Annotated in this window: 23 protein-coding genes; 14 read left to right on the forward strand and 9 right to left on the reverse strand. The window is 71.9% G+C overall.

The genetic code is table 11. The annotated features are described in order from the left end of the window. The 3 genes from HYV93_25265 to HYV93_25275 form a co-directional block, all read left to right on the forward strand. Positions 1-1,907 (forward strand): hypothetical protein (locus HYV93_25265; protein ID MBI2529283.1); only part of this gene is annotated, 1,907 nt, incomplete at its 5' end. Beyond that, a complete protein-coding gene (locus HYV93_25270; protein MBI2529284.1) occupies positions 1,858-4,059 on the forward strand; it encodes a type I secretion system permease/ATPase in 2,202 nt (733 codons plus the stop codon). The genes HYV93_25265 and HYV93_25270, both read left to right, overlap by 50 nt. Beyond that, positions 4,056-5,384, forward strand: a complete 1,329-nt coding sequence (locus tag HYV93_25275) for an HlyD family type I secretion periplasmic adaptor subunit (GenBank protein MBI2529285.1) — start codon at positions 4,056-4,058, stop codon at positions 5,382-5,384. The genes HYV93_25270 and HYV93_25275 overlap by 4 nt, the downstream gene beginning before the upstream one ends. Positions 5,385-5,392: 8 nt before the next feature. On the opposite strand, the gene HYV93_25280 is transcribed toward HYV93_25275, so the two are convergent. Genes HYV93_25280 through HYV93_25295 form a run of 4 tightly spaced genes read right to left on the reverse strand, consistent with a single transcriptional unit; the run spans position 5,393 to position 8,164 of the window. Then, a complete protein-coding gene (locus HYV93_25280; protein MBI2529286.1) occupies positions 5,393-5,812 on the reverse strand; it encodes a hypothetical protein in 420 nt (139 codons plus the stop codon). Positions 5,813-5,827: 15 nt separating this feature from the next. Then, positions 5,828-6,199: a hypothetical protein gene (locus tag HYV93_25285; GenBank protein ID MBI2529287.1), complete on the reverse strand. Its 372-nt coding sequence runs from the start codon at positions 6,197-6,199 to the stop codon at positions 5,828-5,830. 60 nt (positions 6,200-6,259) lie between these two features. Beyond that, the gene (locus HYV93_25290) at positions 6,260-6,874 is read right to left on the reverse strand and encodes a hypothetical protein (GenBank protein ID MBI2529288.1); all 615 of its coding nucleotides are present in this window, start codon (positions 6,872-6,874) and stop codon (positions 6,260-6,262) included. Positions 6,875-6,919: 45 nt separating this feature from the next. Then, the gene (locus HYV93_25295; GenBank protein MBI2529289.1) at positions 6,920-8,164 is read right to left on the reverse strand and encodes a 6-phosphofructokinase; all 1,245 of its coding nucleotides are present in this window, start codon (positions 8,162-8,164) and stop codon (positions 6,920-6,922) included. A 213-nt stretch (positions 8,165-8,377) separates the two neighbouring features. On the opposite strand from HYV93_25295, the gene HYV93_25300 reads away from it, so the two are divergent. Genes HYV93_25300 through ettA form a run of 6 tightly spaced genes read left to right on the forward strand, consistent with a single transcriptional unit; the run spans position 8,378 to position 13,823 of the window. Continuing rightward, positions 8,378-9,382: a fructose-1,6-bisphosphatase gene (locus HYV93_25300; GenBank protein MBI2529290.1), complete on the forward strand. Its 1,005-nt coding sequence runs from the start codon at positions 8,378-8,380 to the stop codon at positions 9,380-9,382. A gap of 36 nt (positions 9,383-9,418) precedes the next feature. Next, a complete protein-coding gene (locus HYV93_25305) occupies positions 9,419-10,345 on the forward strand; it encodes a class I fructose-bisphosphate aldolase (protein MBI2529291.1) in 927 nt (308 codons plus the stop codon). Positions 10,346-10,350: 5 nt separating this feature from the next. Then, complete coding sequence (locus HYV93_25310; protein MBI2529292.1) at positions 10,351-10,698, forward strand: hypothetical protein; 348 nt, start codon at positions 10,351-10,353, stop codon at positions 10,696-10,698. 44 nt (positions 10,699-10,742) lie between these two features. Continuing rightward, on the forward strand, positions 10,743-11,735 hold the full coding sequence (locus HYV93_25315) for an amidohydrolase (GenBank protein ID MBI2529293.1): 993 nt from the start codon (positions 10,743-10,745) through the stop codon (positions 11,733-11,735). Positions 11,736-11,784: 49 nt separating this feature from the next. Continuing rightward, positions 11,785-12,096: a hypothetical protein gene (locus tag HYV93_25320; protein MBI2529294.1), complete on the forward strand. Its 312-nt coding sequence runs from the start codon at positions 11,785-11,787 to the stop codon at positions 12,094-12,096. A 47-nt stretch (positions 12,097-12,143) separates the two neighbouring features. Continuing rightward, the gene (gene ettA / locus HYV93_25325; protein MBI2529295.1) at positions 12,144-13,823 is read left to right on the forward strand and encodes an energy-dependent translational throttle protein EttA; all 1,680 of its coding nucleotides are present in this window, start codon (positions 12,144-12,146) and stop codon (positions 13,821-13,823) included. Positions 13,824-13,980: 157 nt separating this feature from the next. On the opposite strand, the gene HYV93_25330 is transcribed toward ettA, so the two are convergent. Beyond that, a complete protein-coding gene (locus HYV93_25330) occupies positions 13,981-14,829 on the reverse strand; it encodes a glucose 1-dehydrogenase (protein ID MBI2529296.1) in 849 nt (282 codons plus the stop codon). A 219-nt stretch (positions 14,830-15,048) separates the two neighbouring features. Here HYV93_25330 and HYV93_25335 point away from each other — a divergent pair, with 219 nt between their 5' ends. After that, a complete protein-coding gene (locus tag HYV93_25335; protein ID MBI2529297.1) occupies positions 15,049-15,456 on the forward strand; it encodes a hypothetical protein in 408 nt (135 codons plus the stop codon). Positions 15,457-15,467: 11 nt separating this feature from the next. Here the strand turns inward: HYV93_25335 and HYV93_25340 are convergent, their stop codons facing one another. Together HYV93_25340 and HYV93_25345 are read right to left on the reverse strand one after the other, a co-directional pair. Next, a complete protein-coding gene (locus HYV93_25340) occupies positions 15,468-16,166 on the reverse strand; it encodes a pirin family protein (protein ID MBI2529298.1) in 699 nt (232 codons plus the stop codon). A 63-nt stretch (positions 16,167-16,229) separates the two neighbouring features. Beyond that, positions 16,230-16,997: a 3-hydroxyacyl-CoA dehydrogenase gene (locus HYV93_25345; protein ID MBI2529299.1), complete on the reverse strand. Its 768-nt coding sequence runs from the start codon at positions 16,995-16,997 to the stop codon at positions 16,230-16,232. Positions 16,998-17,098: 101 nt separating this feature from the next. On the opposite strand from HYV93_25345, the gene HYV93_25350 reads away from it, so the two are divergent. Then, on the forward strand, positions 17,099-18,241 hold the full coding sequence (locus HYV93_25350; GenBank protein MBI2529300.1) for an HRDC domain-containing protein: 1,143 nt from the start codon (positions 17,099-17,101) through the stop codon (positions 18,239-18,241). A 109-nt stretch (positions 18,242-18,350) separates the two neighbouring features. Next, a complete protein-coding gene (locus HYV93_25355) occupies positions 18,351-19,301 on the forward strand; it encodes a hypothetical protein (protein MBI2529301.1) in 951 nt (316 codons plus the stop codon). 40 nt (positions 19,302-19,341) lie between these two features. Here HYV93_25355 and HYV93_25360 read toward each other — a convergent pair whose 3' ends face one another. Both HYV93_25360 and HYV93_25365 read right to left on the reverse strand, forming a co-directional pair. Next, positions 19,342-20,568 carry an MFS transporter gene (locus HYV93_25360; GenBank protein ID MBI2529302.1) on the reverse strand — a complete coding sequence of 409 codons (1,227 nt, stop codon included), beginning with the start codon at positions 20,566-20,568 and terminating at the stop codon, positions 19,342-19,344. After that, entirely contained in the window at positions 20,546-20,845 is a 300-nt protein-coding gene (locus HYV93_25365) for a hypothetical protein (GenBank protein ID MBI2529303.1), read from the reverse strand. Before HYV93_25365 ends, HYV93_25360 begins: the two co-directional genes overlap by 23 nt. Before the next feature lie 80 nt (positions 20,846-20,925). Between HYV93_25365 and HYV93_25370 the strand changes: the two genes are divergently transcribed. Both HYV93_25370 and HYV93_25375 read left to right on the forward strand, forming a co-directional pair. Next, on the forward strand, positions 20,926-21,690 hold the full coding sequence (locus HYV93_25370; GenBank protein MBI2529304.1) for a glucose 1-dehydrogenase: 765 nt from the start codon (positions 20,926-20,928) through the stop codon (positions 21,688-21,690). An 85-nt stretch (positions 21,691-21,775) separates the two neighbouring features. Then, entirely contained in the window at positions 21,776-22,492 is a 717-nt protein-coding gene (locus HYV93_25375; GenBank protein MBI2529305.1) for a hypothetical protein, read from the forward strand. Positions 22,493-22,496: the final 4 nt, after the last annotated feature.

Genomic DNA, 22,496 nt, shown 5'->3' on the forward strand with positions numbered 1-22,496 from the left:
ACTACCAGGTGCAGCACGTGGAATTCGCGGCCGACGGCACGGTGTGGGACGTGGCGGCGCTGCAGCAGCTGGTGATCGAGCCGACGCCGGGCGCCGATCTCCTGATCGGCTACGGGGCGGCGGACCGGATCGACGGGCGCGACGGTGACGACGAGATCTACGGCCGGGAAGGCAACGACACCCTCGGGGGCGGGGCAGGCGCCGATCGGCTCTACGGCGAGGGAGGAGAGGACAGCCTCGCAGGCGGAGAGGGGGACGATCAGCTGGACGGCGGCGGCGGGGACGACACGCTCGAGGGCGGGGCCGGCAGCGATCTTCTCGACGGCGGCTTTGGCGACGACACCTACCTCTTCGGCCGCGGCAGCGGGCAGGACACGGTGAGCGATCACGACTGGCAGGTGGTGGACACGGACCGGGTGCTGGTGGCCGCGGATGTCCTGCCCACCGAGGTCAGCGTGAGCCGGGACGTGAACACCGGCGACCTGGTGCTGCGGATCATCGGGACGACGGACGAGGCGCGCCTCGGGGGCTGGTTCAACGAGGGGTTCGGGTCGGACTACGAGGTGCAGCGGGTGGAGTTCCTGGCGGACGGGACGATCTGGGACGTGGAGAGGCTGAAGCAGATGGTGGTGCAGGGGACGGCGGGGGACGACACGCTGATCGGCTACGAGAGCGCCGACACGCTCGCGGGGCTCGGGGGGGCGGACAGCCTGTGGGGCAACGGGGGCGATGACCGCCTGGACGGGGGCGCGGGGGCGGACGGCATGTGGGGCGGCCAGGGCAATGACACCTATGTCGTTGACGATCCAGGCGACGGGGTGAACGAGTCGGGCGGCCAGGGAACGGACAGCGTGCTGTCGAGCGTGAGCTTGACCCTGCCGGCCAACGTGGAGCGTCTCACCCTCACGGGGACGGGTGCCATCAACGCAACCGGCAACGAACTGGCCAATGCCCTCACCGGCAACTCCGCGGCGAATGTCCTCGACGGCGGTCCGGGGGCCGACACCATGACGGGGGGCGCCGGCAATGACAGCTACGTCGTGGACGCCGCGGGCGACCGGATCGTCGAGCTGACGGGGCAGGGCACCGACACGGTCAAGAGTGGGATCAGCTACACGCTCGGCGCCAATGTGGAGAACCTGACGCTCACCGGAGCGGGCGCCATCAACGCCACGGGGAACTCCCTCCGGAACGTCCTCACCGGGAATGCCGCCGCCAACACCCTCAACGGCGGGGCGGGCGCCGACACCATGAAGGGCGGTGCGGGCAACGACACCTATGTCGTGGACAATGCGGGCGACCTCGTGACGGAGGCGCCGGGCCAGGGCACCGACACGGTGCGGGCGGGGGTGAGCTACACCCTCGGCGCCAACCTCGAGCATCTCACGCTCACGGGGAGCGCCGCGATCAACGCCACGGGCAACGCGGCGGGCAACACGCTCACCGGCAATGCCGCGGCCAACGCGCTCACCGGCGGCGCCGGCGCGGATACGCTGATCGGCGGGCGCGGCAACGACACCTACCGCTTCGACCGGGGCGCGGGCGCCGACCGGATCGTCGAGAACGACGCCACCACGGGTAACGCGGACACCGCCGCTTTCGGCGCCGGCATCCGCCCGCTCGATCTCATCCTGAGCCGAAGCGTGGACAGCCTCGTGCTCGGGCTCCAGGCCTCGGCGGATACGGTGACGGTGCAGAACTGGTACCGGGGTGCGGCCTACCAGGTCGAGGTGATCCGGGCTGGCGACGGCAGCCGGCTCGCCGCCGTCCAGGTGAACTCGCTCATCCAGGCCATGGCCGGCTTCAGCCAGAGCACGGGGCTGTCCTGGAGCCAGGCCGTCACGGAGCGCCCGGCCGATGTCGCGACCATCCTCGCGGCCCACTGGCAGCCGGGGCAGGGTGGCTGAGCGGGAGCGCCTGGACACCGGGCTCGCGGGCCTGCTGGCGCTGGCGCGGTACCTGGGCGTTGCGGCGGACGGCGAGGCGCTGCGCCACCGCTTCGGTCGCTCCGCCGCGCCGCTCTCGCCGCCCGAGCTGGTGCGCGCGGCCCGCCACCTCGGGCTCCGCGCTCGCACGGTGAGGCGCCGCTGGGCGCGGCTGGCCGCGGCCCCGCTTCCGGCCATGGCGCTGCGGGCCGACGGCGGCTGGCTGGTCGTGGCACGCGCCGACCGGGAGCGCGCGCTGGTCCAGGAGCCCGGCGCCCCGGCCGTGGCTGTCTGGTCCCGCGAGCGCTTCGAGGCCGCATGGACGGGCACGGTGCTCCTCTGCGCGCGTCGTGGCGCCGCCAGGTCCGGCGATCGGCGCTTCGGGCTCAGGTGGTTTCTCCCCTTCGTCGTCAAGTACCGGCGCCAGCTCGCCCAGGTGCTGGCGGCCTCGGTGCTCCTGCAGGTGCTGGGGCTCGTGACGCCGCTCTTCACCCAGGTCGTCATCGACAAGGTCCTGGTCCACCGTGGGCTCCAGACGCTCGACGTGCTCGCCGCAGGCATGCTGGGGCTCCTGGTCTTCGAGGCGCTGCTGGGGGGCCTGCGCGCCTATCTCTTCTCCCACACCGCGGCGCGCATCGACGTGGAGCTGGGCGCCCGCCTCGTACGCCACCTGCTGGCGCTGCCGCTCTCCTACTTCGAGGCGCGCCGGGTGGGGGACTCGGTGGCGCGCGTGCGCGAGCTCGAGGGCATCCGGCACTTCCTGACGGGCTCGCCGATCACGGCTGCCGTGGACGCGCTGTTCACGGGGATCTTCGTGGCCGTGCTCTTCCTCTACAGCGTGCCGCTCGCTGCCCTGGCGCTGGGCGCGCTACCCGGGTATGTCCTGCTCTCCCTCGCCGTCACCCCGCTCCTCCGCGACCGCCTGGACGAGAAGTTCAGGCGGGGCGCCGACAGCCAGGCCTTCCTCGTCGAGTGCGTCCGCGGTGTGGAGACGGTCAAGGCCATGGCCGTGGAGCCGCAGATGGAGCGGCGCTGGGAGGAGCACCTGGCGGGCTACGCGCGCGCCGGCTTCCGCGCGGCGCAGGCGGGGCAGGTGGCGGGAGAGCTGGCCTCGCTGCTGAGCCGGGTGACGGCGCTGGCTATCCTCTGGTGGGGCGCGCGCCTGGTGATGGAGGGCGCGCTGACGGTGGGTGAGCTCATCGCCTTCAACATGCTGGCGGCGCGGGTGAGTGGCCCGGTGCTGCGCCTCGTCCAGTGCTGGCAGGAGTTCCAGCAGGCGGCGGTCTCCGTGGCGCGGCTCGGCGATGTGCTCGACACCCCGCGCGAGACGCCGCGCCTGGCGGGCTTTGGCCGCCCGCCCGGCGTCGCCGGCCGCCTCGTCTTCGAGGAGGTCTCCTTTCGCTACCGCGCGGGGGGCCCCGATGTCCTGCGCGGCGTGTCCTTCTCCATCCATCCCGGGGAGGTGGTCGGCATCGTCGGCCCCTCCGGCTCCGGCAAGAGCACTCTCGCCAAGCTCCTCCAGCGGCTCCACGCACCGGCCTCGGGCCGCGTCCTGCTGGACGGCATGGACCTCGGGCAGCTGGATCCCGTCTGGCTCCGGCGCCGCGTCGCCGTGGTGCCCCAGGAGACCGTGCTCTTCGGCGGCTCGGTGCGGGAGAACATCGCCCTCGGCGACCCGGGCCTGCCGCTGGAGCGGGTCGTGGCGGCGGCGCGGCTGGCCGGCGCCCACGACTTCATCGCCGCGCTCCCGGAGGGCTACGACACCGCGGTGGGCGATCACGGCTGCGCGCTGTCCGGCGGGCAGCGCCAGCGCATCGCCATCGCCCGCGCGCTCTGCGCCGACCCCGCGGTGCTGATCTTCGACGAGGCGACGAGCGCGCTCGACCACGAGGCCGAGCGCGCCATCCGCCGCCGGCTCCCCGACATCTGCCGCGGCCGCACGGTGCTTGTCATCGCCCACCGCCTGACCATGATGGAGCGGGTCGACCGCGTCCTCGTCATCGAGGGCGGGCGCGTGGCGGAGGAGGGGACACCGGCTGCCCTCGGCGGGGCAGGGGGATTCTTCGCGCGGCTCTGCGAGGATCAGGGTCGGGGGCGGCCCGTCGGCGCGGCGGTCCGGTCCGGGGACCCGTGAGCCGCGCGCGACCGCGGGCGAGGCGAGAGGACCGAGAGTTCCTGCCCGCGCTCCTCGAGATCCAGGACTCGCCGCCCTCCCCGCTGGGCGTGGCGCTGGGCGCGGTCATCCTGGCCCTCGTCGCCGCGACGGCGGCGTGGGCCTACCTGGGCGCGCTCGACGTGGTGGCCGTCGCGAGCGGCCGGATCATCGCCGCCGGCCACTCGAAAGTGATCCAGCCGCTGGAGTCCGGCCTGATCCGCGCGATCCGCGTCGCCGATGGCGCAGAGGTGCGGAAGGGGCAGCTGCTCGTGGAGCTGGATCCCACCGTGAGCGGCGCCGACGAGACGCGGCTCGGGAGCGAGGAGATATCGGCCCGCCTCCACGTCGCCCGCCTGCGCGCGCTCCTGGCGGGAGAGGCGTCCTTCGGGGTGCCGCCCGGCGCCGAGGCGGGGCTCGTCGCGCTCCAACGTCAGCTCTTGTCGGACCAGCGGCAGGAGCACGAACGCCGGCTCGAGGCGGCGGCGCTGGCGATCCGGCAGCGAGTCTCGGCGGTGGAGGGCGCCCGGGCCGGCGTGGAGCGCCTCGAGGCGCTCGTCGTGATGCAGACCGAGCGCGCCCGCGCCTACCGCACGCTGCTCGAGCGCGAGTACGTGGCGCGGATGCAGTACCTCGAGGTGGAGGAGCGGCGGGTGGACCGGGTCCAGGAGCTCGCCATGGAACGCCAGCGCCTCGACCGGGAGCGGGCCGCGCTCGGCGAGGCCGAGAAGCAGGCGGAGGTGCTCGAGTCCGAGTTCCGGCGGGCCCGACTTGGGGAGCTGACCGAGTGGGAGGCGCGGGCTGCGGCGCTCTCCCAGGAGGTGCTGAAGGCGGCCCGGCGCCGCGCGGTCCAGCGGCTCGTCGCCCCGGTGGACGGCGTCGTCCAGCAGCTCGCGGTGCATACGGTCGGGGGCGTGGTGACGCCCGGGCAGCAGCTCATGGTCGTGGTGCCCCGGGAGGCCCGACTCGAGGTCGAGGCCTGGCTGGAGAACAAGGACATCGGCTTCGTCCGGCCCGGGCAGCCCGTCGAGATCAAGGTGGAGACCTTCCCGTTCACGCGTTACGGCACCGTGCCGGGGCAGGTCACGAGCCTGTCCGGTGATGCCGTCTCCGTCGAGCGGCTCGGGCTCGTCTACGCGGCGCGGGTGAGCCTCGAACGGACGGTGGTCCGCGTGGACGAGCGAGAGGTGGCCCTCGCCCCGGGCATGGCCGTCAGCGTCGAGATCATGATCGGCCGGCGCCGCGCGCTCGACTTCTTCCTGAGCCCGCTCCTGCGGCGCACGCAGGAGGCCTTCCGCGAGCCCTAGCCACCTGGCTAGAAACGGTCCCGGGGGCCGCGCCCCTCGATCCAGTCGAAGTACGGGACGGAGACGCGATAGGAGACTCCCGGCTTGTCCACGGGAACCTCGAAGTAGGTGCGGCCCTTGAGCGGCACCAGGCTGTCGACGTACCCCACGGTGGTGGCGGTGACGCGGCCCGCGGCGTCGAGGCTGTCCACGAGGAGCCGCACCCTGGCCGCGGCCAGCCCGTGGTCGTTGTAGACGTAGCCGGTGAGCAGCGTGCGCCCGCCCTTGGTCCGGCCAGCCTCGAACTCCACACGAAAGTACTTCTCTCCGAGCTTTGCGGCCGTGCTCTTGTCGGCGGCGGTGCCCTGGGCCGCGGCCGGGACGGTTTCCCAGCCCGCGCCTGTCCCCAGGACCAGGGCCGCCATCAGCGCGAGGGCACAGGCTCTCATGGTTGTCCCCCCAAGCTACATGACCCCGTTGTGGAGAAAGAAGGAGGTGACGGTGACGCGGTAGGAGGCCCCGGGGGCGGGCAGGCGCACAGTGAAGTATGTGCGCCCGAAGGGCGGCACCAGGCTGTCCACGTACCCGACAGTGCTGGCGACGGACTGACCCGAGGCGTCCAGGGTCTCGACCAGCAGGCGCATGTTGCTGGCGGCGAGCCCGTAGTCACTGTAGACATAGCCGTCGAGCTCGGGCCGGCCGCCCCGTCCGGCCGCCACCTGCCACTCCACGCGGAAGTACTGCCCGAAGGGCACGGGCGGGCTCTGGGCCCGGGCCAGCCCGGCTCCGGCGAGGAGCAGGGTTGCCAGGAAGAGGACCTGGGCGCAACGCCTCATGTTCTTGAGATGCGCGAGGCCGGCCGGATGTTTCGCCGGCCCAGGGTCACCGAGACGGGCCTACCGCAGCCGGGCCGAGCCCCGCTCCCGGGCGCCGCCCTGGCCAACACGGGCGGCGATGTGCCGGGCGTGGCGCGCGACCTCGCGGAGATAATCGAGGATCGCCAGGTAGGCGCTGGAGGCCCGCGGCATGCAGACACCCTCGATGAGGCGCTCCTCGTGGGCCCGGGCGGAGTCCGAGGCGATGTCCTGGAAGCGCAGGCTCTCGATCTCCACGTGCCGGCCCAGCACCGGGTTGCCCGTGCGGGTGAGATCGCGCGCGCACTCCACCAGCTCGGCCGCGCGATCGAAGAGCTGGTTGATCTCGCGGACGCCGCGGTCGGTGAACACCATCCCCTCGGCCTCGATGGTCCGTACGCAGCGGAGCACCCCTTCGATGGCATCGCCCATGCGCTCGAGGTGGCCTGGCACGAAGCGCAGCGGCTCGGGCTCGGGCGGGGCGGCGAGAAACTCCTGAGTGAGCTCCTTCTCGCGCTTGTGGATGCTGCGGCCCAGGGCGGCCGCGGTCTCGAGCCCTGCGACGTCGTGGCGGTTGAATCCGGCGCGGGCACGCGCGAGCATCTCCACGGCGTCCTGGAACATGGGAAGGAGCGCCTCGCCTGCGGATGTGGCCATGGCCGGACCTCCTCCAGTGCTCCCGATGCTAGCGCCGCCGGCGAGTCACTTCAAGCCGGGGGGCGGCTCCACGAGAGGGCGGAAGCGACTGACCAGCTCCGTCTCGGTGAGGTTGCCCGCCTTGGCGATGGAGGCCAGCGCCGCCGCATCCTCGAAGTCCTCTGGCTTGAGCCGGATCATGTAGGCCCAGAGGGTCTGGTAGGCCTCGGACGTCACGTTGACGCGGCGCACCCGGGTGAAGCCTGTCTCCGGGTCCAGCATCTCGGCGAAGGGGATGGGGACGAACCGCCCGCCCTGGATCGTGACCATCGCCCCCGTGCCGCCCTCCAGGAGGAAGCGGGTGGCCCAGTAGCCAAGGCTCCGGCTGTACTGGATGTCGTAGGCCCCCGGCGCGGCGCTGCGGAGCTCATAGCCGAGTTCCTTGGCGACGATGGTCATGCGCGTGCCCCTGGCGCCGAGGCTGGCGGTGACGCGCTCCCGCACCGCCCGGCCCAGCTCGAGGTCCGTCAGCCGCACCCGACCCGCCGGGTCCCTCTCGACAGGCCCCAGCGTCTCCGGCCCCAGCTTCTCGGCCAGGCCCTCCGCCAGGATGGCGACGCCGTACTCGCGCCCGTGGGCGCGCCGCTTGATGATGGCCCCCTCGAGGATGCCCGCCAGCTGGTCCAGGGTGATATGGGGGGCGGCGAATTCCTCCGGGATCACCGTGAGAGTCGCCGCCGCCGAGCCGCCGATCCCGAGCGCCAGGTGGCCGGTCTGGCGGCCCATCACGGTGACGAAGAACCAGCGCTCCGTCGTGGCGGCGTCCTGCATGAGGTTACGCACCAGGTCCTTGCCGAGATTGCAGGCCGTCGTGAAGCCGAAGGTGACCAGATCGCCCGGCAGCGGCAGGTCGTTGTCGATGGTCTTGGGGATGTGGGCCAGGGTCAGCCCCGGCATGGCCTCCGCGATGCGCGCGGCGGTGTAGGCGGTGCCGTCGCCGCCGATGGTTATCAGGTGGTTGACGCCGAGACGCTCGAGGGCGCGGGCCACCCGGCTGAAGGCGCCGGGCTTGCGGGTGGCGTCGGTGCGGGAGGTGCGGAGGATCGATCCGCCGTCGAAGTGGATGGTGGAGACGCTGTGGACTTCCAGTTCCACCACGTGGCTCGGGTCTCCCGTGGCGAGCCAGCGGAAGCCGTCGTAGCAGCCGAGAACCCGGAGCCCCCGGTTGCGGGCCTCGATGGCCGCGGCCGCGATGGCGGCGTTGATCCCGGGGGCGGGCCCCCCTCCGACCAGAATGGCCAGCGTGCGCATGTGGCCCCCCTCGCTCTGGCTTATCTTACACGAGCCCGGCGCCCGCCTCCCGGGCCGCTTCGGCAGGTTCCCGCAGCGATACCGCGCATGGCTTTCGCCCGATGCGCGCGGAAATCGCCGAGGACGGTTGACTCGCTCACGCGCCTTCGTCTAGCATCGAGGTCAGGACAGTCCACGCCGTTCTCATCCAGACTCCAGGGCGAGGTGGTCACCGTGGCCGACGAGCGCATCACCCTCTCGGAGCACCTTGCCAGGCGGCGCAGCGCCAGGGCGCCCGCCTATGCAGGTGGCGTGGCCGTGATCCTGAGCAGGCTGGCCGACGTGGCGGCCGTCATCGAGCGGGAGCTGGCCCATGCCGCCCTCCGCGACCATCTGGGCTATGCAGGCGGCACCAACCTCACCGGCGATCAGGTCAAGAAGCTCGACCTCTGGGGCCACGACATCGTCCTGGCCGCCCTCCGCAAGACGGGCGCGGTCGCGGCCGTCGTCTCCGAGGAAGCGCCCGAGCCCGTGGAGATTGACGAGGGCCAGGGCCCCCACGGCATCGTGGTCTGCTGCGATCCGCTGGATGGCTCCAACAACCTGGACGTCAACGGGATCGTCGGCACCATCTTCTCCCTCCGCCCCAGCCGCGGCCTGGACCCGGCGGGCCCGGCCGTGCTGGGCCCGGTCGGTGATCAGCTCGCAGCGGGCTACGTGATGTACGGCCCTGCCTGCACCCTCGTCTACTCCGCGGGTGACGGCACCCACGGCTTCACCCTCGACCGGGACACCGGCGAGTTCCTCCTGACGCACCCGCAGATCCGGACCCCGAGGTGCGGGAAGAGCTACGGGATCAACGAGGGGAACGTGCAGAGTTGGCACCCGGCCCAGCAGGCCTTCGTGCAGTTCCTCCGGACGCCGGACAAGGCCAACGGGCGGCCGTACTCGCTCCGCTACGTGGGGTCCATGGTGGCCGACGTCCACCGGTTCCTGCTCGAGGGCGGCATCTTCATGTACCCGGCCGACATGTCCGATCCCGCCAGGCCCCAGGGCAAGCTCCGGCTCCTCTACGAGGTGGCGCCCATGGCTTTCGTGCTGGAGCAGGCCGGCGGCCGGGCCAGCACCGGGACCGAGCGGGTGCTCGATCTCGTCGCCACCGAGTACCACCAGCGGGTGCCGGTCCTGATCGGCAGCGCGGATGAGGTGGCCCTGGCCGAAGACTTCTATCGCCGGTAGGCGGGGAACGCCCCCGCCCGGAAAGGACGGACACTCATGGAAGCGCGCGTTCGAGAGATCCTGAGCTGGTATTCGAGCGACTGCCCCGGAACCCGAACCAACCTCGCCCGGCTGCTGAATCACGGCCGGCTGGCTGGAACCGGCCGGCTGGTCATCCTCCCCGTGGACCAGGGCTTCGAGCATGGCCCGGCCCGGAGCTTCGCCGTCAACCCGCCCGCCTACGACCCGCTCTACCACTTTCGCCTCGCCATCGACGCCGGCTGCAACGCCTACGCGGCGCCGCTGGGCTTTCTCGAGGCGGGCGCGGCGGAGGTCGCTGGCGAGATCCCCCTCATCCTCAAGATGAACAATCACGACGTGCTCCATGACGAGAAGGACCCGCTCTCTGCGGTGACGGCCTCGGTGAGGGATGCCCTCCGCCTCGGCTGCGTGGGCGTGGGCTTCACCATCTACCCCGGGTCCACCCAGGCGCAGGTCATGTACCAGCAGTGCCGCGAGATGATCCAGGAGGCCAAGGCGCACGGGCTCGTCGCCGTCGTCTGGTCCTACCCGCGCGGCTCGGATCTCAGCAAGGCGGGTGAGACGGCCGTGGACGTGGTCGCCTACGCGGCCCAGATCGCCGCCCAGCTCGGCGCGCACCTCATCAAGGTGAAGCCGCCGGCGGAGCACATCGAGCAGGCCGAGGCCCGGAAGGCCTACGAGAAGAGCGGCGTGCCGATCGGCACGCTGGCTGAGCGGGTGCGGCACGTGGTGCAGTCGGCCTTCGCCGGCCGGCGCATCGTGATCTTCTCCGGCGGCGCCACCAAGGAGAACGACGAGGCGATCTACGAGGAATGCCGCGCCATCCGCGACGGCGGCGGCTTCGGCTCCATCATCGGACGCAACTCCTTCCAGCGGCCCAGGGACAGGGCGCTGGCTTTTCTCGCGACGGTGATGAAGATCTACTCCGGCGAGCTGAAGTAAGGCGCATGAGCCTGCCCGCGCCCAGCGAGGCCGAGGTGCGGGAGTACCCGCTCAAGGCGGGGACCCCGGCGCTGCACGTGGCCTGCTGTCCGTGGCTTCGCGAGCGCGGGGTGGCCATGCTGGGGAGCGACACCCACAACGATCTGCACCCGCCGCCGTACCCCACCATGGGCAATTCCTTCCACGTGGTGTCGCTGGTGGCCATGGGGCGCTGGCTCATCGACAACGCCAACCTCGAGCCGCTCTCCGAGGCCTGCGCCGCGCGCCGCCGCTGGGAGTTCCTGCTCGCCGTCGCTCCGCTGCGCCTCAAGAACGTCACCGGCTCCCCCGTCAACCCCATCGCCCTCTTCTAGTGTCCTGTCCCAGCGGCTCGGCGACGAACTGAGGAGGCTTTTCCATGGGACTGATCGACGTCCACAATCACATCCTCTCCCAGGCCTGGGTGGATCTGCTCACCGCCCATGGCGGCCATCGCTACCACATCGCCAGGGATTCTGAGGGGCGCCGCGTCATCATGCGTCAGGCCGCCCGCTTCATGAGCCTGACGGAGGCGATGTTCGAGCCGGAGCGGCGGCTCCGGGCCATGGACGAGGTGGGCGTGCAGATGCAGCTGCTCTCCTACACCTGCCCGAACTGCTACTGGGCCGACGGCGAGGTGGCGGAACAGGTGGCGCGGGTGATGAACGATCACATCGCCGAGGTCTGCGGCCGGTGGCCTGGGCGCTTCCGCGGGCTCGGGAGCATCCCGCTCCAGGACGTGGATCTCGCGCTCAAGGAGCTCGGGCGCTGCGTGGATCAGCTCGGGATGGTCGGGCTCATCATCCTGGCCAATGTCAACGACGTGCTGCTGGACGACGCCCGCTTCGAGCCGGTGTGGGCCGAGCTCAACCGGCGGCGGCTGCCCGTGCTGCTGCACCCGACGGTGCCCCCGGGCTTCGACGCCATGCGGATGGACAGCTACGGACTCATCGCCTCCCTCGGCTTCATGGTGGACACCACGCTGGCGGTGACGCGGATGGTCCTGGCCGGGGTCTTCGAGCGCCATCCCGACTGGCCGCTCATCGTGGGCCATGCCGGCGCCACCCTGCCGTTCATCGCCGGCCGGCTGGACCAGTGCCACCGCTTCATCCCCGACACCCGCCAGTTCACCTCGAAGCCGCCGTCCCACTACCTCAAGCGCCTCTACTACGACACCGTGACCTACGACGCGGAGGCGCTCCGTCTGGCCTACGCGCTGGCGGGGCCGGAGCGGCTGCTCTATGGCAGCGACTATCCCCATAACATCGGCGACATGCCTGGCTGCGCCCAGCGCGTGACAGCGCTGCCGATCCCCGAGGCCGAGAAGGAGCTGATCCGCTCCGGCAACGCGAAGCGCCTCTTCCGGCTCTGAGCGGCGAGGGAAACGCGCCAGACGCCAGGAGGCGCGCTATAATGCGCGCATGGCATCGCATGGGCGGCTTCTCCGGCTCGTCGCCACGGTGCTCGTCGTGGTGCTGGCGGCGGGGCTTGCGACACCGGCGCAGGCCGAGGCCGACGTGCTCACCACGCTGGCCATCGTCTCGCTCGTGGTGGCGGGCGTCGTCATCGTCGTCTACCTGATCGTGGCCAACGTGAAGGGGTCGAGGATGCAGACCCAGGCGGCGCCCGCCCTGGTGGCCTGCGTCGAGTCGGACGCGAGCCCGAGGGACTGCTGGCCCATGGCTGGCCCCGTTCCCAGCGTTGCCCTGCCGCCGCCGGAACCGCAGAGCTAGGCCGCAGCGAAGTCCGGTCTGACACCACCTGACTGACGAGGGACCGCATGGCGCACCAGTACGTCTTCACGCTCAAGGACTTGCGCAAGATCGTCCCGCCCAAGCGCGAGGTCCTCAAGGGCATCTGGCTGTCCTTCTTCCCGGGCGCCAAGATCGGCGTGCTCGGCGCCAACGGCGCGGGCAAGAGCACCCTGCTCCGCATCATGGCGGGGGTGGACACGGACTACCTCGGCGAGGTGTGGCGCGACGAGAGCCTGCGCATCGGCTACCTCCCGCAGGAGCCCGCCCTCGATCCCGGCAAGGACGTGCGCGGCAACGTGGAGGAGGGCGTGGCCGAGGTGCGGGCGCTCCTCACGCGCTTCGACGAGATCAACGCCCGACTGGGGGAGCCCGTCGAGACCGACGAGATGGAGGCGCTGCTGCAGGAGCAGGCGACGACGCAGGACGCCATCGAGACCCACAACGGCTGGGACCTCGACCGCACGGTGGAGATCGCCATGGACGCCCTCCGCGCCCCCCCGGGGGAGCAGGCGGTGGCCACGCTCTCGGGCGGCGAGCGCCGCCGGGTCGCCCTCTGCCGGCTCCTGCTCTCGAAGCCCGACATCCTCCTCCTCGACGAGCCTACCAACCACCTGGACGCCGAGTCGGTGGCCTGGCTCGAGCGCTACCTCAAGGAATACCCGGGCACCGTGGTCGCCATCACCCACGACCGCTACTTCCTCGACAACGTGGCCGGCTGGATCCTGGAGCTCGACCGCGGCGCCGGCATCCCGTGGGAGGGCAACTACTCCTCCTGGCTCGACCAGAAGAAGCGACGTCTGGCTGTCGAGGAGAAGCAGGAGTCGGCGCGCCAGCTCACCCTCGCGCGTGAGCTCGAGTGGGTGCGCATGGCGCCGCGCGCCCGGCAGGCCAAGGCCAAGGCGCGCGTCGCTTCCTACGAGGCGCTCCTGGCCGAGGAAGGCGCGCGCCAGCAGGGCACGGCCGAGATCGTGATCCCGCCGGCGCCGCGGCTCGGCGACCTCGTGGTCCAGGCCGACATGGTGACCAAGGGCTACGGCGACCGCCTCCTCATCGATGGCCTTTCCTTCAGCCTGCCGCGCGGCGGAATCGTCGGCATCATCGGCGCCAACGGCGCGGGCAAGACCACCCTCTTCCGAATGATCACGGGGCAGGAGAAGCCGGACGCGGGCACGCTGCGAGTGGGCGAGAGCGTGAGGCTCGGCTACGTGGACCAGAGCCGCGATGCGCTGAACCCGGCCAGGAGCGTGTGGGAGGAGATCTCCGGCGGGGCCGAGCAGATCACGCTCGGCACCCGCCAGATCGCCTCACGCGCCTACGTCGCCTCCTTCAACTTCAAGGGTGCCGACCAGCAGCAGCGCGTCGGCGACCTCTCGGGCGGGGAGCGCAACCGCGTGCATCTCGCGAAGATGCTCCAGACGGCCGCCAACGTTCTGCTCCTCGACGAGCCCACCAATGACCTCGACGTGGACACGCTCCGGGCGCTGGAGGACGCGCTCCTCGGCTTCGCGGGCTGCGCGCTCGTGATCAGCCACGACCGCTGGTTCCTCGACCGCATCGCCACCCACATGCTGGCCTTCGAGGACGAGGGGCAGGTCGTGTGGTTCGAGGGCAATTACCAGGACTACGAGGCTCAGCGCCGGAAGCGCCTGGGCGCCGCGGCCGACACCCCCCATCGCCTGCGCTACAAGCCCCTCGCCCGCGGGTAGCAGGCCGCCGATACAGGGCCATCTGCTTCGTTGGCGCCCTCGGCCGCGCGCTCAACGTACAGGCAGTACGCCTCGCGCGCGGCCCTCGGGCGCCGCCTCGCATCCGGACCTGTCTCGCCGGCCTGGCGCCCGCGCTCGACCGTCCCGTCTTCCCGGCTCAGCCCTGTCCGGCGGCCTGGCGGAGGGCGGCGCGCATCTGGCCCAGCGCCTCTTGCTGCGGAGTCCAGAGCCGGCCGCCGATGATGCCGCCGTCCACGACGAGGTCGTGGCCGTTGATGAAGCGCGAGTCGTCGCTGGCGAGGAACACCGCCGCCCGGGCGATGTCCTCCGGCAGCCCCGGCCCCGGCAGCGGCTGCAGGCCGGTGAAGACCTGCCTCGTCAGCTCGGCGGTCCTGTCCGCCGCGTCGTCCGGGAGCCCCGCCACTTTGCCGAAGATGCCCGTCGCGATGGCGCCGGGGGAGATGCTGTTGACGCGGATGCCGCGCTCGCCAAGCTCCATCGCCACGCAGCGGGTGAGGTGGACCACCGCCGCCTTGGCCGCCGAATAGATGATGGAGGACGAGTAGCCGGCCCGCACGGCGGCAACGCTGCCGTTGTTGATGATGCTCCCCGCGCCCTGCCTCTTCAGGACGGGGGCGACGTGCTTCATGCCGAGCATCACGCTGCGCAGGAGGACGGCGATGGCCGCATCGAAGCCATCGACGGGAATGCTCTCGATACCGCCGGCCGGCCCCGGGCTGCCCGCGTTGTTGAAGAGGCAGTCGAGGCGGCCGAAACGGGTCACGGCGTGGTCGATCATCGCCTTGACGTCCGCCTCCCGCGTGACATCGGTGCGCAGGAAGACGGCCCTGGGGCCCAGGGCCGCGGCGATCTCCCGCCCCAGATCCTCGCGGCGGGCCGCGAGGACGACCGAGGTGCCCTCCTCGACGAACACCTCCGCCGTGCGGCGGCCGATGCCGCTCGTGCCTCCCGTGACGATCGTGACCTTGCCGTCGAGCTTGCCCATGGCGCCTCCCTGGAGGTGAGCTGCCGTCGGGCCGAGCGTATCCCGGCGGCGGGCGGCTTGACAACCGTCGCGACGCAAGCGCAGAGTCTCGACACACCACCGCCGCGGGAGGATCACACCATGACGACCACGCGACGCAAGAGTGCCAAGCGGCCCCGCACCAAGCCCACGTCCCGGAAGCCCTCTGCCGCCGAGCCGCGGAGGCGCAGCGCCTCCAGACTGCAGAAGCCCGCCGGCCCCCCGGGCCCGGATGCCCTCCTCGCGCGGATCGAGGGGGCCCAGCGCCAGAAGTTCAGCGGGGCCACGGTGGACGTGATGAAGGCCGGCAACGGGCGGATCAAGCGCCTCGTCTATCCGCCGGGCTTCCGCTGGTCCACGCACATGCAAGCGGTCGTCGGCACTGACCAGTGCATGCACGCCCACGTGGGCTTCCTGGCGCGCGGCCGCATCCAGGGGGAGTACGCCGACGGCTGCGCCTTCGAGGCGGTGGCGCCCCGGGCCCTCGTCGTCGAGCCGGGCCACGACGCCTGGGTCGTGGGCCCCGAGCCCGCCGTGCTCATCCAGTTCGATTGCGAGGACGACACCGCCCGCCGCTTTGGCCTCCCCGAAGAGCACGCCCACGCTTAGGCTCCGCGGGGTCAGGCGAGGTCGAAGAGGAGGACCTCCGAGGGCGCGGTGGCGCTCAGTGACAGCGCCGACTCGTCGCTGACGGCGACGCCGTCGCCGCCGGCGAGCGCCGCGGCGTCGAGCGTGAGTGCGCCCGAGACGACGTGGAGCCAGGCATGGCGACCGGGCAGGAGCCGGTGCGTGAGGCGCTCGCCGGGTTCGAGCACGGAGGCGTAGACCCGCGTGTCCTGGTGGAGGGTGGCCGCTCCCTCGCGGCCGTCCGGGGCGGCGATGAGGCGCAGCGCGCCGCGCTTGTCCTCCCGCGCGAACTGCTTCTCCTCGTACGAGGGTGGGAGCCCGGTCCGGTCCGGAAGGATCCAGATCTGGAGGAAGTGCACCGGCTCCGCGTCCGAGGCGTTGAACTCGGAGTGGGTCACGCCCGTCCCCGCGCTCATCCGCTGCACGTTGCCGGGGCGGATCACCGAGCCATGGCCCATGCTGTCCCGGTGGGCCAGCGCGCCCTCGAGGACATAGGTGATGATCTCCATGTCCCGGTGTGCATGAGCGCCGAAGCCTTCCCCGGGGGCCACCGTGTCGTCGTTGATGACGCGAAGCGCGCGGAACCCCATGTGGGCCGGGTCGTGGTAGGAGGCGAAGGAGAAGGTGTGCCAGGTGTCGAGCCACCCGTGGTCGAAGTGCCCCCGCTCGCCCGCCCGCCGCACCCTGATCATCCCGGCAGGCCGGTCAGCATCGTATCTCCGGGACGCCCAGCCAGAGCGCCGGCCGCCGGCCTGCTAGCGGGGCTGCATGCGGATGGCGCCATCGAGGCGGATGGTCTCGCCGTTGAGCATGCCGTTCTCGATGATGTGGGCGGCGAGCTTGGCATACTCCGAGGGGCGCCCCAGGCGCGACGGGAAGGGCACCTGCTTGCCGAGCGAGATACGCACCGGGTCCGGCAGGGTCCCGAGCAGCGGCGTCTCGAAGATGCCGGGGGCGATGGTGCAAACCCGGATGCCGAGCTCCGCCAGGTCGCGCGCGATCGGCAGCGTCATGCCGACGATGCCGCCTTTGGAGGCCGAGTAAGCGGCCTGGCCGATCTGGCCGTCGAAGGCGGCGACGGAGGCAGTGTTGACGATCACCCCGCGCTCACCGTCCTCGTTGGGCTCGTTCTTCGCCATGTGCGCCGCCGTGAGACGGATGCTGTTGAAGTGGCCGATGAGGTTCACCTGGATCACCCTGGTGAACCCGGCGAGATCGGCGGGCCCCCGCTTGCCGAAGGTCTTCTCGGCGGTGCCGATTCCGGCGCAGTTCACCAGCGCATGGACGGCGCCGAAGCGCTTCACGCCGGCCTCGAGCGCCGCCGTCACCTCCTCGGCGCTGGTGACGTCGGCCGGCGCGAAGAGGGCGCTGTCGCCCAGGTCGGCCGCGACCTGCACTCCCGGGGACTTCGGCAAGTCCAGGAGGACGGCACGCCCGCCGCCGGCGACGAGGAGCTCGGCGGTGGCGCGCCCAAGGCCGGAGGCGCCGCCCGTGATGACCGTGATGGAGCCCGAGATCTTCATTGCAGGGACCCTCCTGGACGGGGTGATGGCCGCCGGGTCGTGAGTATAGCGTAGTATAGAAAGGCCGTGCCAGACCTCGACCGCGGAGCGCCCCCCGGAACATGAGCCCGACACCGCCGGTCTGGATCAGAACCCCCGCCGATCTGGCGCTGCTGGCGGCCTCCCTCGAGGCGGCCACCGCCGTCGGCATCGACACCGAGGCGGACAGCCTCCATCACTACCCCGGCAAGCTCTGTCTCGTCCAGGTGGCCTCGGATCGGGGCGCGGCCCACCTGGTGGACCCGCTGGCGCTGCCCGACCTGGCTCCCCTGGCGCGGGTGCTCGCCGATCCGTCGGTGGTGAAGATCTTCCACGCCGCCGACAATGACCTGGCTTACCTCAAGCGCCTGTACGGCTTCTCCGTGCTGCCGCTCTTCGACACCGCACTGGCCGCCCGCTTCCTCGGCCTCACCGCGCTGGGGCTCGACGAGCTGCTGCGGACCCAGCTCGGCGTGGACCCCGGCCGGTCGCGGCAGAAGGACGACTGGTCGCGGCGCCCCCTGAGTCCCGAGCAGGAGACCTACGCGCTCAACGACGTGCTGCACCTGATCCCGCTCAGCGCGCGGCTCCGCGAGGGCCTGCGGGCCATGGGGCGCGAGGGCTGGTTCGAGGAAGAGTGCGCGGCGCTGGCGGCCCTGGCCGTCCCGCCGAAGCTCCCAGATCCGGATGCCTATCTCCATCTCAAGGGCACCAAGGAGCTGGACCGGCGGGGCCTCGGCGTGCTCCGCGAGCTTTACGTGGAGCGCGAGCGCCTCGCGCTGGAGGCGGATCGGCCGCCGTTCATGATCGTGGGCCACGAGGCGCTGGTGACCCTGGCCGCACGCTGCCCCGCCGATGCCGCGGCGCTCCGGCAGATCCCGGGCTGCACCGACAAGGTGGTGGCACGCCAAGGGACGGCGCTGCTGGCCGCCATCGCGCGCGGGCTGGCGCTGCCCGAGGCGGCCCTGCCCGAGCGTGCCCGCCAGCCGCGGCCCGCGGTGCCCGCCTCGGTGAGGCGCCGGGTGGAGGCGCTGCGGGGCTGGCGGACCGAGGCGGCGGGGTGCTTCGGTCTCGACCCGGGTTTCCTGCTCCCGCAGCGGCTCATCGACAGGCTCGCCGCCGCTCCGCCGGCCGATGTGGGCGCGCTGACCGCCGTGGAGGGTCTCCGCCGCTGGCGGGCCACCCTCATGGGAGAGGCGGTGGTGCGACTGCTCCGGAGCGCCTGAGGGAGCGGATCCGGCGGGCGCCGGCCCCTGTGGCGTCAGGTTGCCGGCGCGGGCGGGAGGGTGTACCTGTCAGGAGAGGCCCAGCCCCGGGCCTGAAAGGAGGGCAACCATGACCTCCACTCCTCGACACGTCCGGGAAGGCATCGTCGGCGGGCTCATCGGGGCCTCGGTCGTGGCCGTCTGGTTCCTCATCTACGACGCCGCGCACGGGCGTCCATTCCGGACGCCGGCGCTCCTCGGCGCCGCTGCCTTCCAGGGCGTCCAGCGCCCGGAGGCCGTGCCGGTCTCGCCGGGGCTGGTGGTCCAGTACACCGTGCTCCACGGCGTCGTCTTCGCGCTGATCGGGATCCTCATCGCCTTCCTGATCGTCTCCGCCCAGCGCCAGCCTGGATTGCTCCCGATGCTCGTCATCGCCCTGCTGTGCTTCGAGGTGGTCTTCCTCGCCGTGATCGTCTGGCTCGCGCACCCCGTGCTCGATGAGGTGGCGTGGTGGGCCATCCTCACCGCGAACCTGCTGGCCTCGGGGGGGATGCTCGCCTACTTCTTCGTGGGGCGTCGCGCCCTGGGGCGGGTGCTGCTGGGCGCCCGGACCCGCGTGGCCCGCGAGGGCCTCGTGTCCGGGATGCTCGGGGCCGCCGCGGTCGCCGTGTGGTTTCTCCTCCATGACCTGGCCGCCGGTGTGCCGCTCAGGACCCCGGCGCTCCTGGGCGCGGCGGTGCTGGAGGGGCTGCGCGATCCCTCGGAGCTCGTCATCTCGCTGCCCCTCGTCCTCAAGTACACGCTGATCCACGGCGGGGCCTTCGCAGCCTTCGGCTGGATGGCGGCGGGGCTCCTGGCGCTGGCCGACCGCGAGCCCCGGCTCCTGTCGGCGTTCGCGATGCTCTTCGTCTGCTTCGAGGTCTTCTCCATCGCGATGATCGCGGCCCTCGCCGCCTGGCTGTTCGACGCCCTGGCGTGGTGGACAGTCCTCGCCGGGAACCTCGTGGCTGCGCTCGCCATGCTCGGCTACCTCTTCCGCGAGCACCACCTCGCCTGGCGCGCGTACCTCTCGGCGCGATGACAGCTACCGACGCTGCAGGGGCGGGATTGCGCCCACACTGTCATGCTCCGTCCCGCTTGACGAGCGGCGGGATACGGGAGAGCGCGTAGGCTGCCCCGAACGCCGTGAGCGCCAGCCCGAGCCACGGCCACCGGTAGGAGCCCGTGGCCTGCAGGAGGAGCCCGAACAGCGGGGGCCCCAGCAGGACGCCGCTCCAGGCGCAGGCCCCGGCGACCCCGGTGAGGAGGCCCGCGAAGCGGCTGCCGCCCACTTCGGCCGCCAGCGCGAAGTAGAGTCCCACCCACCCGAAGGCCCCGACGCCCGCGACGACGGCCAGCCCGGCGGCGGCGGGGCCGGCCAGCGGGACGCCCGAGGCGAAGACCAGGTAGATCGTTCCACCGATCCCGGCGTTGATGATGACGCCGGGCCGCCGCCGGCCCCCGAAGAGGCGATCGCTGACGACCCCCCAGCCGAGCCGGCCGCCGCTGCCCCCGGCCTGGGCCAGCGCCAGGAGCCCGCCTGCCCCCACGACGCTCATGCCGAGGGCATCTCGCGCATAGAGCGCCATGTAGGCCAGCACCGAAGATTGCGCAACAGAGAGCGCGAGCCCGCAGCCGAGCAGCACCAGGAACGGTGGGTGAGCGAGGAAGGATCCCACCTCCGCGAGCCGGGGATGCTCCGCGGGTGAGGCGGTCCGGGGGGCGCTGCCGGGCCGGAGGCAGCATGCCACTCCGACGCTGGCCGCCACCGAGGCCATGGCCGCGACAGTGAGCGCCGTGCGCCACCCGTGAGCCAGCGCCAGGGACGGGAGGGTCACAGCGCCCGCGACCCCTCCCAGCGTGAGCCCGGTCTGCTTCACGCCCATGGCGAGCCCGCGCTCGTGGAGCGGGAAGCGGTCGAGGATCGCGCGTCCCGTGGCGGGGTTCACCACCGCCCAGCCGAGGCCCGCGCAGAAGAGGAGCCCGAGCATGAGGGGAATGCTGCCGACCCAGGCCGCCAGGGCGACCATCACACCCGTGAGACACTGCCCGGTCGCGAGCGTGAGACGCGCTCCGACCCGGTCGGTCAGCCAGCCGGCTGGGAGCGACATGACCACCCCACCCAGATAGATGGCCGGCAGGAACCACCCGACCTGGGCCCGCGAGAGCCCGAGATCCTGGAGCAGCAACGGAGCCAGCGGCGCCACGGCCAGCACCGACACGGCCCCCAGGCCGTGAGCGCCGGTGACGAGCGCCAGGAGGCCCCAGCGCTGCGGGTCGGCTGCCCTACCGGCCCGCCGCGGCGCCACGTCGCGCCTCGATCAGTTCGTCCAGCTCGATGCGGCACTGGACCTTCATGCGGAGCTGGTCGGCCGTCTCGGGCGTGAGCATCTGGCCCCGGGTGGCCGGGTCGTCCAGCACCACGGTGGTGGGCGTGGACGTGGCCTGGAGCCCGTTGCGCTGCTTGCACGCTTCCATGGCGGCCTCGGCCCGAGCGAGGCGCGCGGCCGCCGTCTCCTTCGGGGCGTCGCCCCGCCCGCATCCCAGGAGCGTCAGGACGGCCGCGAGCAGCACGACGCCCTTCACACATTGGTCCTTCCCGGGTACACTGCCCACCGACTCACTTAGACCACAGGGTGGCAGCGAAGCCAAGCGGAGGATGGCACGTGGGCCAGTTCGATCTCGGCGGGCGCGTGGCCGTGGTGACGGGCGGCAATGGCGGGATCGGGCTGGGGATGGCTCGGGGACTCGCGCGTGCCGGGGCCGCCGTGGCCGTGGCGGCCCGGAACCGCGACAAGAGTCTGCGCGCCGTGGCGGAGCTCCAGGGGCTGGGTGCCGCGGCGGCAGCCTTCGAGGTGGACGTGGCCGCCGAGGCGGCGGTGGCCGCTCTCGTGCGCGCGGTCGTCGAGCGCTTCGGCCGCCTGGACGTGCTCGTCAACAATGCCGGCATCAACATCCGCAAGCCCCCGCAGGACCTCTCGCTCGAGGAGTGGCGCCGGGTGCTCGACACCAATCTCACGAGCGCCTTTCTCGCAAGCCGCGCCGTCTACCCCGTGATGAAGGCGCAAGGCCGGGGCAAGATCATCAACATCGGCTCGATGATGTCCATCTTCGGCGCCGGCTTCGCCCCCGTCTATGCGGCGTCCAAGGGCGGCATCGTGCAGCTCACGAAGGCGACAGCCTCGGCCTGGGCCCGCGACAACATCCAGGTCAACGCGGTGCTGCCCGGCTGGATCGACACCGACCTCACCGCCCAGGCGCGGCAGCAGGTCCCCGGCCTCAACGAGAACGTGCTGGCCCGGACGCCCGCCCGGCGCTGGGGGGTGATCGAGGACATGGCCGGCATCGCCGTGTTCCTGGCGAGCGCGGCCTCGGACTTCGTTACCGGGACGTCGATCCCGGTGGACGGGGGCTACTCGATCCAGGGCTAGCTGGAGTAAGATTGACACGTTGGCATACGGGATCGCAGCGCGGCTCTCCATTGTTCTCGCCCTGTCCCTCGCCGGATGCGCCCCGGTGGCTCATCTCGACGTGCTGGGGGCGCGCCCGGCGGCGCCGGTGGCCATCCGCTTCGGCGTGGACACCTTCGCCTTTCCCAACGAGAGCCGCGCGAAGAACCCGGGCAAGCCCGACCTCTATGCCAACTACTGCTTCGTCATGGCCCGTGCCGTCACCCAGTTCCAGCGCTTCGCCCACTTCGATCCCGCGGCCGCGCCGCTCGACGCCGCGGGCTATGCCGAGCTGGTGCGACGGGTCGTGGCGCGGCCCCCGTGGCACGCCCCGCTGCCCGCCGAACAGCGCGTGGTGATCCCGGGCTACGCCTCGCTGCACGAGCTATCGCGTGCGCAGGAGGCGGCGGTGAAGGACGGCCTCGTCGGCCGGCTCTGGACGCTGCTGCACTGGACCAACTGGCGCGTGGTCTTCCCGGCCCCCGGCTGGCACCAGGAGCGGGTGGCGCGCGAGACGCTGGCCGAGCTCGAGGCCGGGCGCCCCGTGCAGCTCCTCGTCACCAATTTCCCGACCATCGAGCTGAACCACACGGTGGTGGCCTACGACTACCGCGCGAACGGGAATGGTCAGCTGGACCTCGTCGTGTACGATCCCAACGATCCCCGGGCACCCGGCACGATCACCTTCGACCGGGAGGCTCGGCGCTTCGTCGCTACCCGGCTCTTCGACACCACGCCCGGGCCCATCCGGGCGTACCGCATGTACTATGGGCCGCTCCTCTGAGCCG

The sequence above is a fragment of the Candidatus Rokuibacteriota bacterium genome (assembly GCA_016188005.1).
Classification (GTDB): Bacteria; Methylomirabilota; Methylomirabilia; order Rokubacteriales; family CSP1-6; genus UBA12499.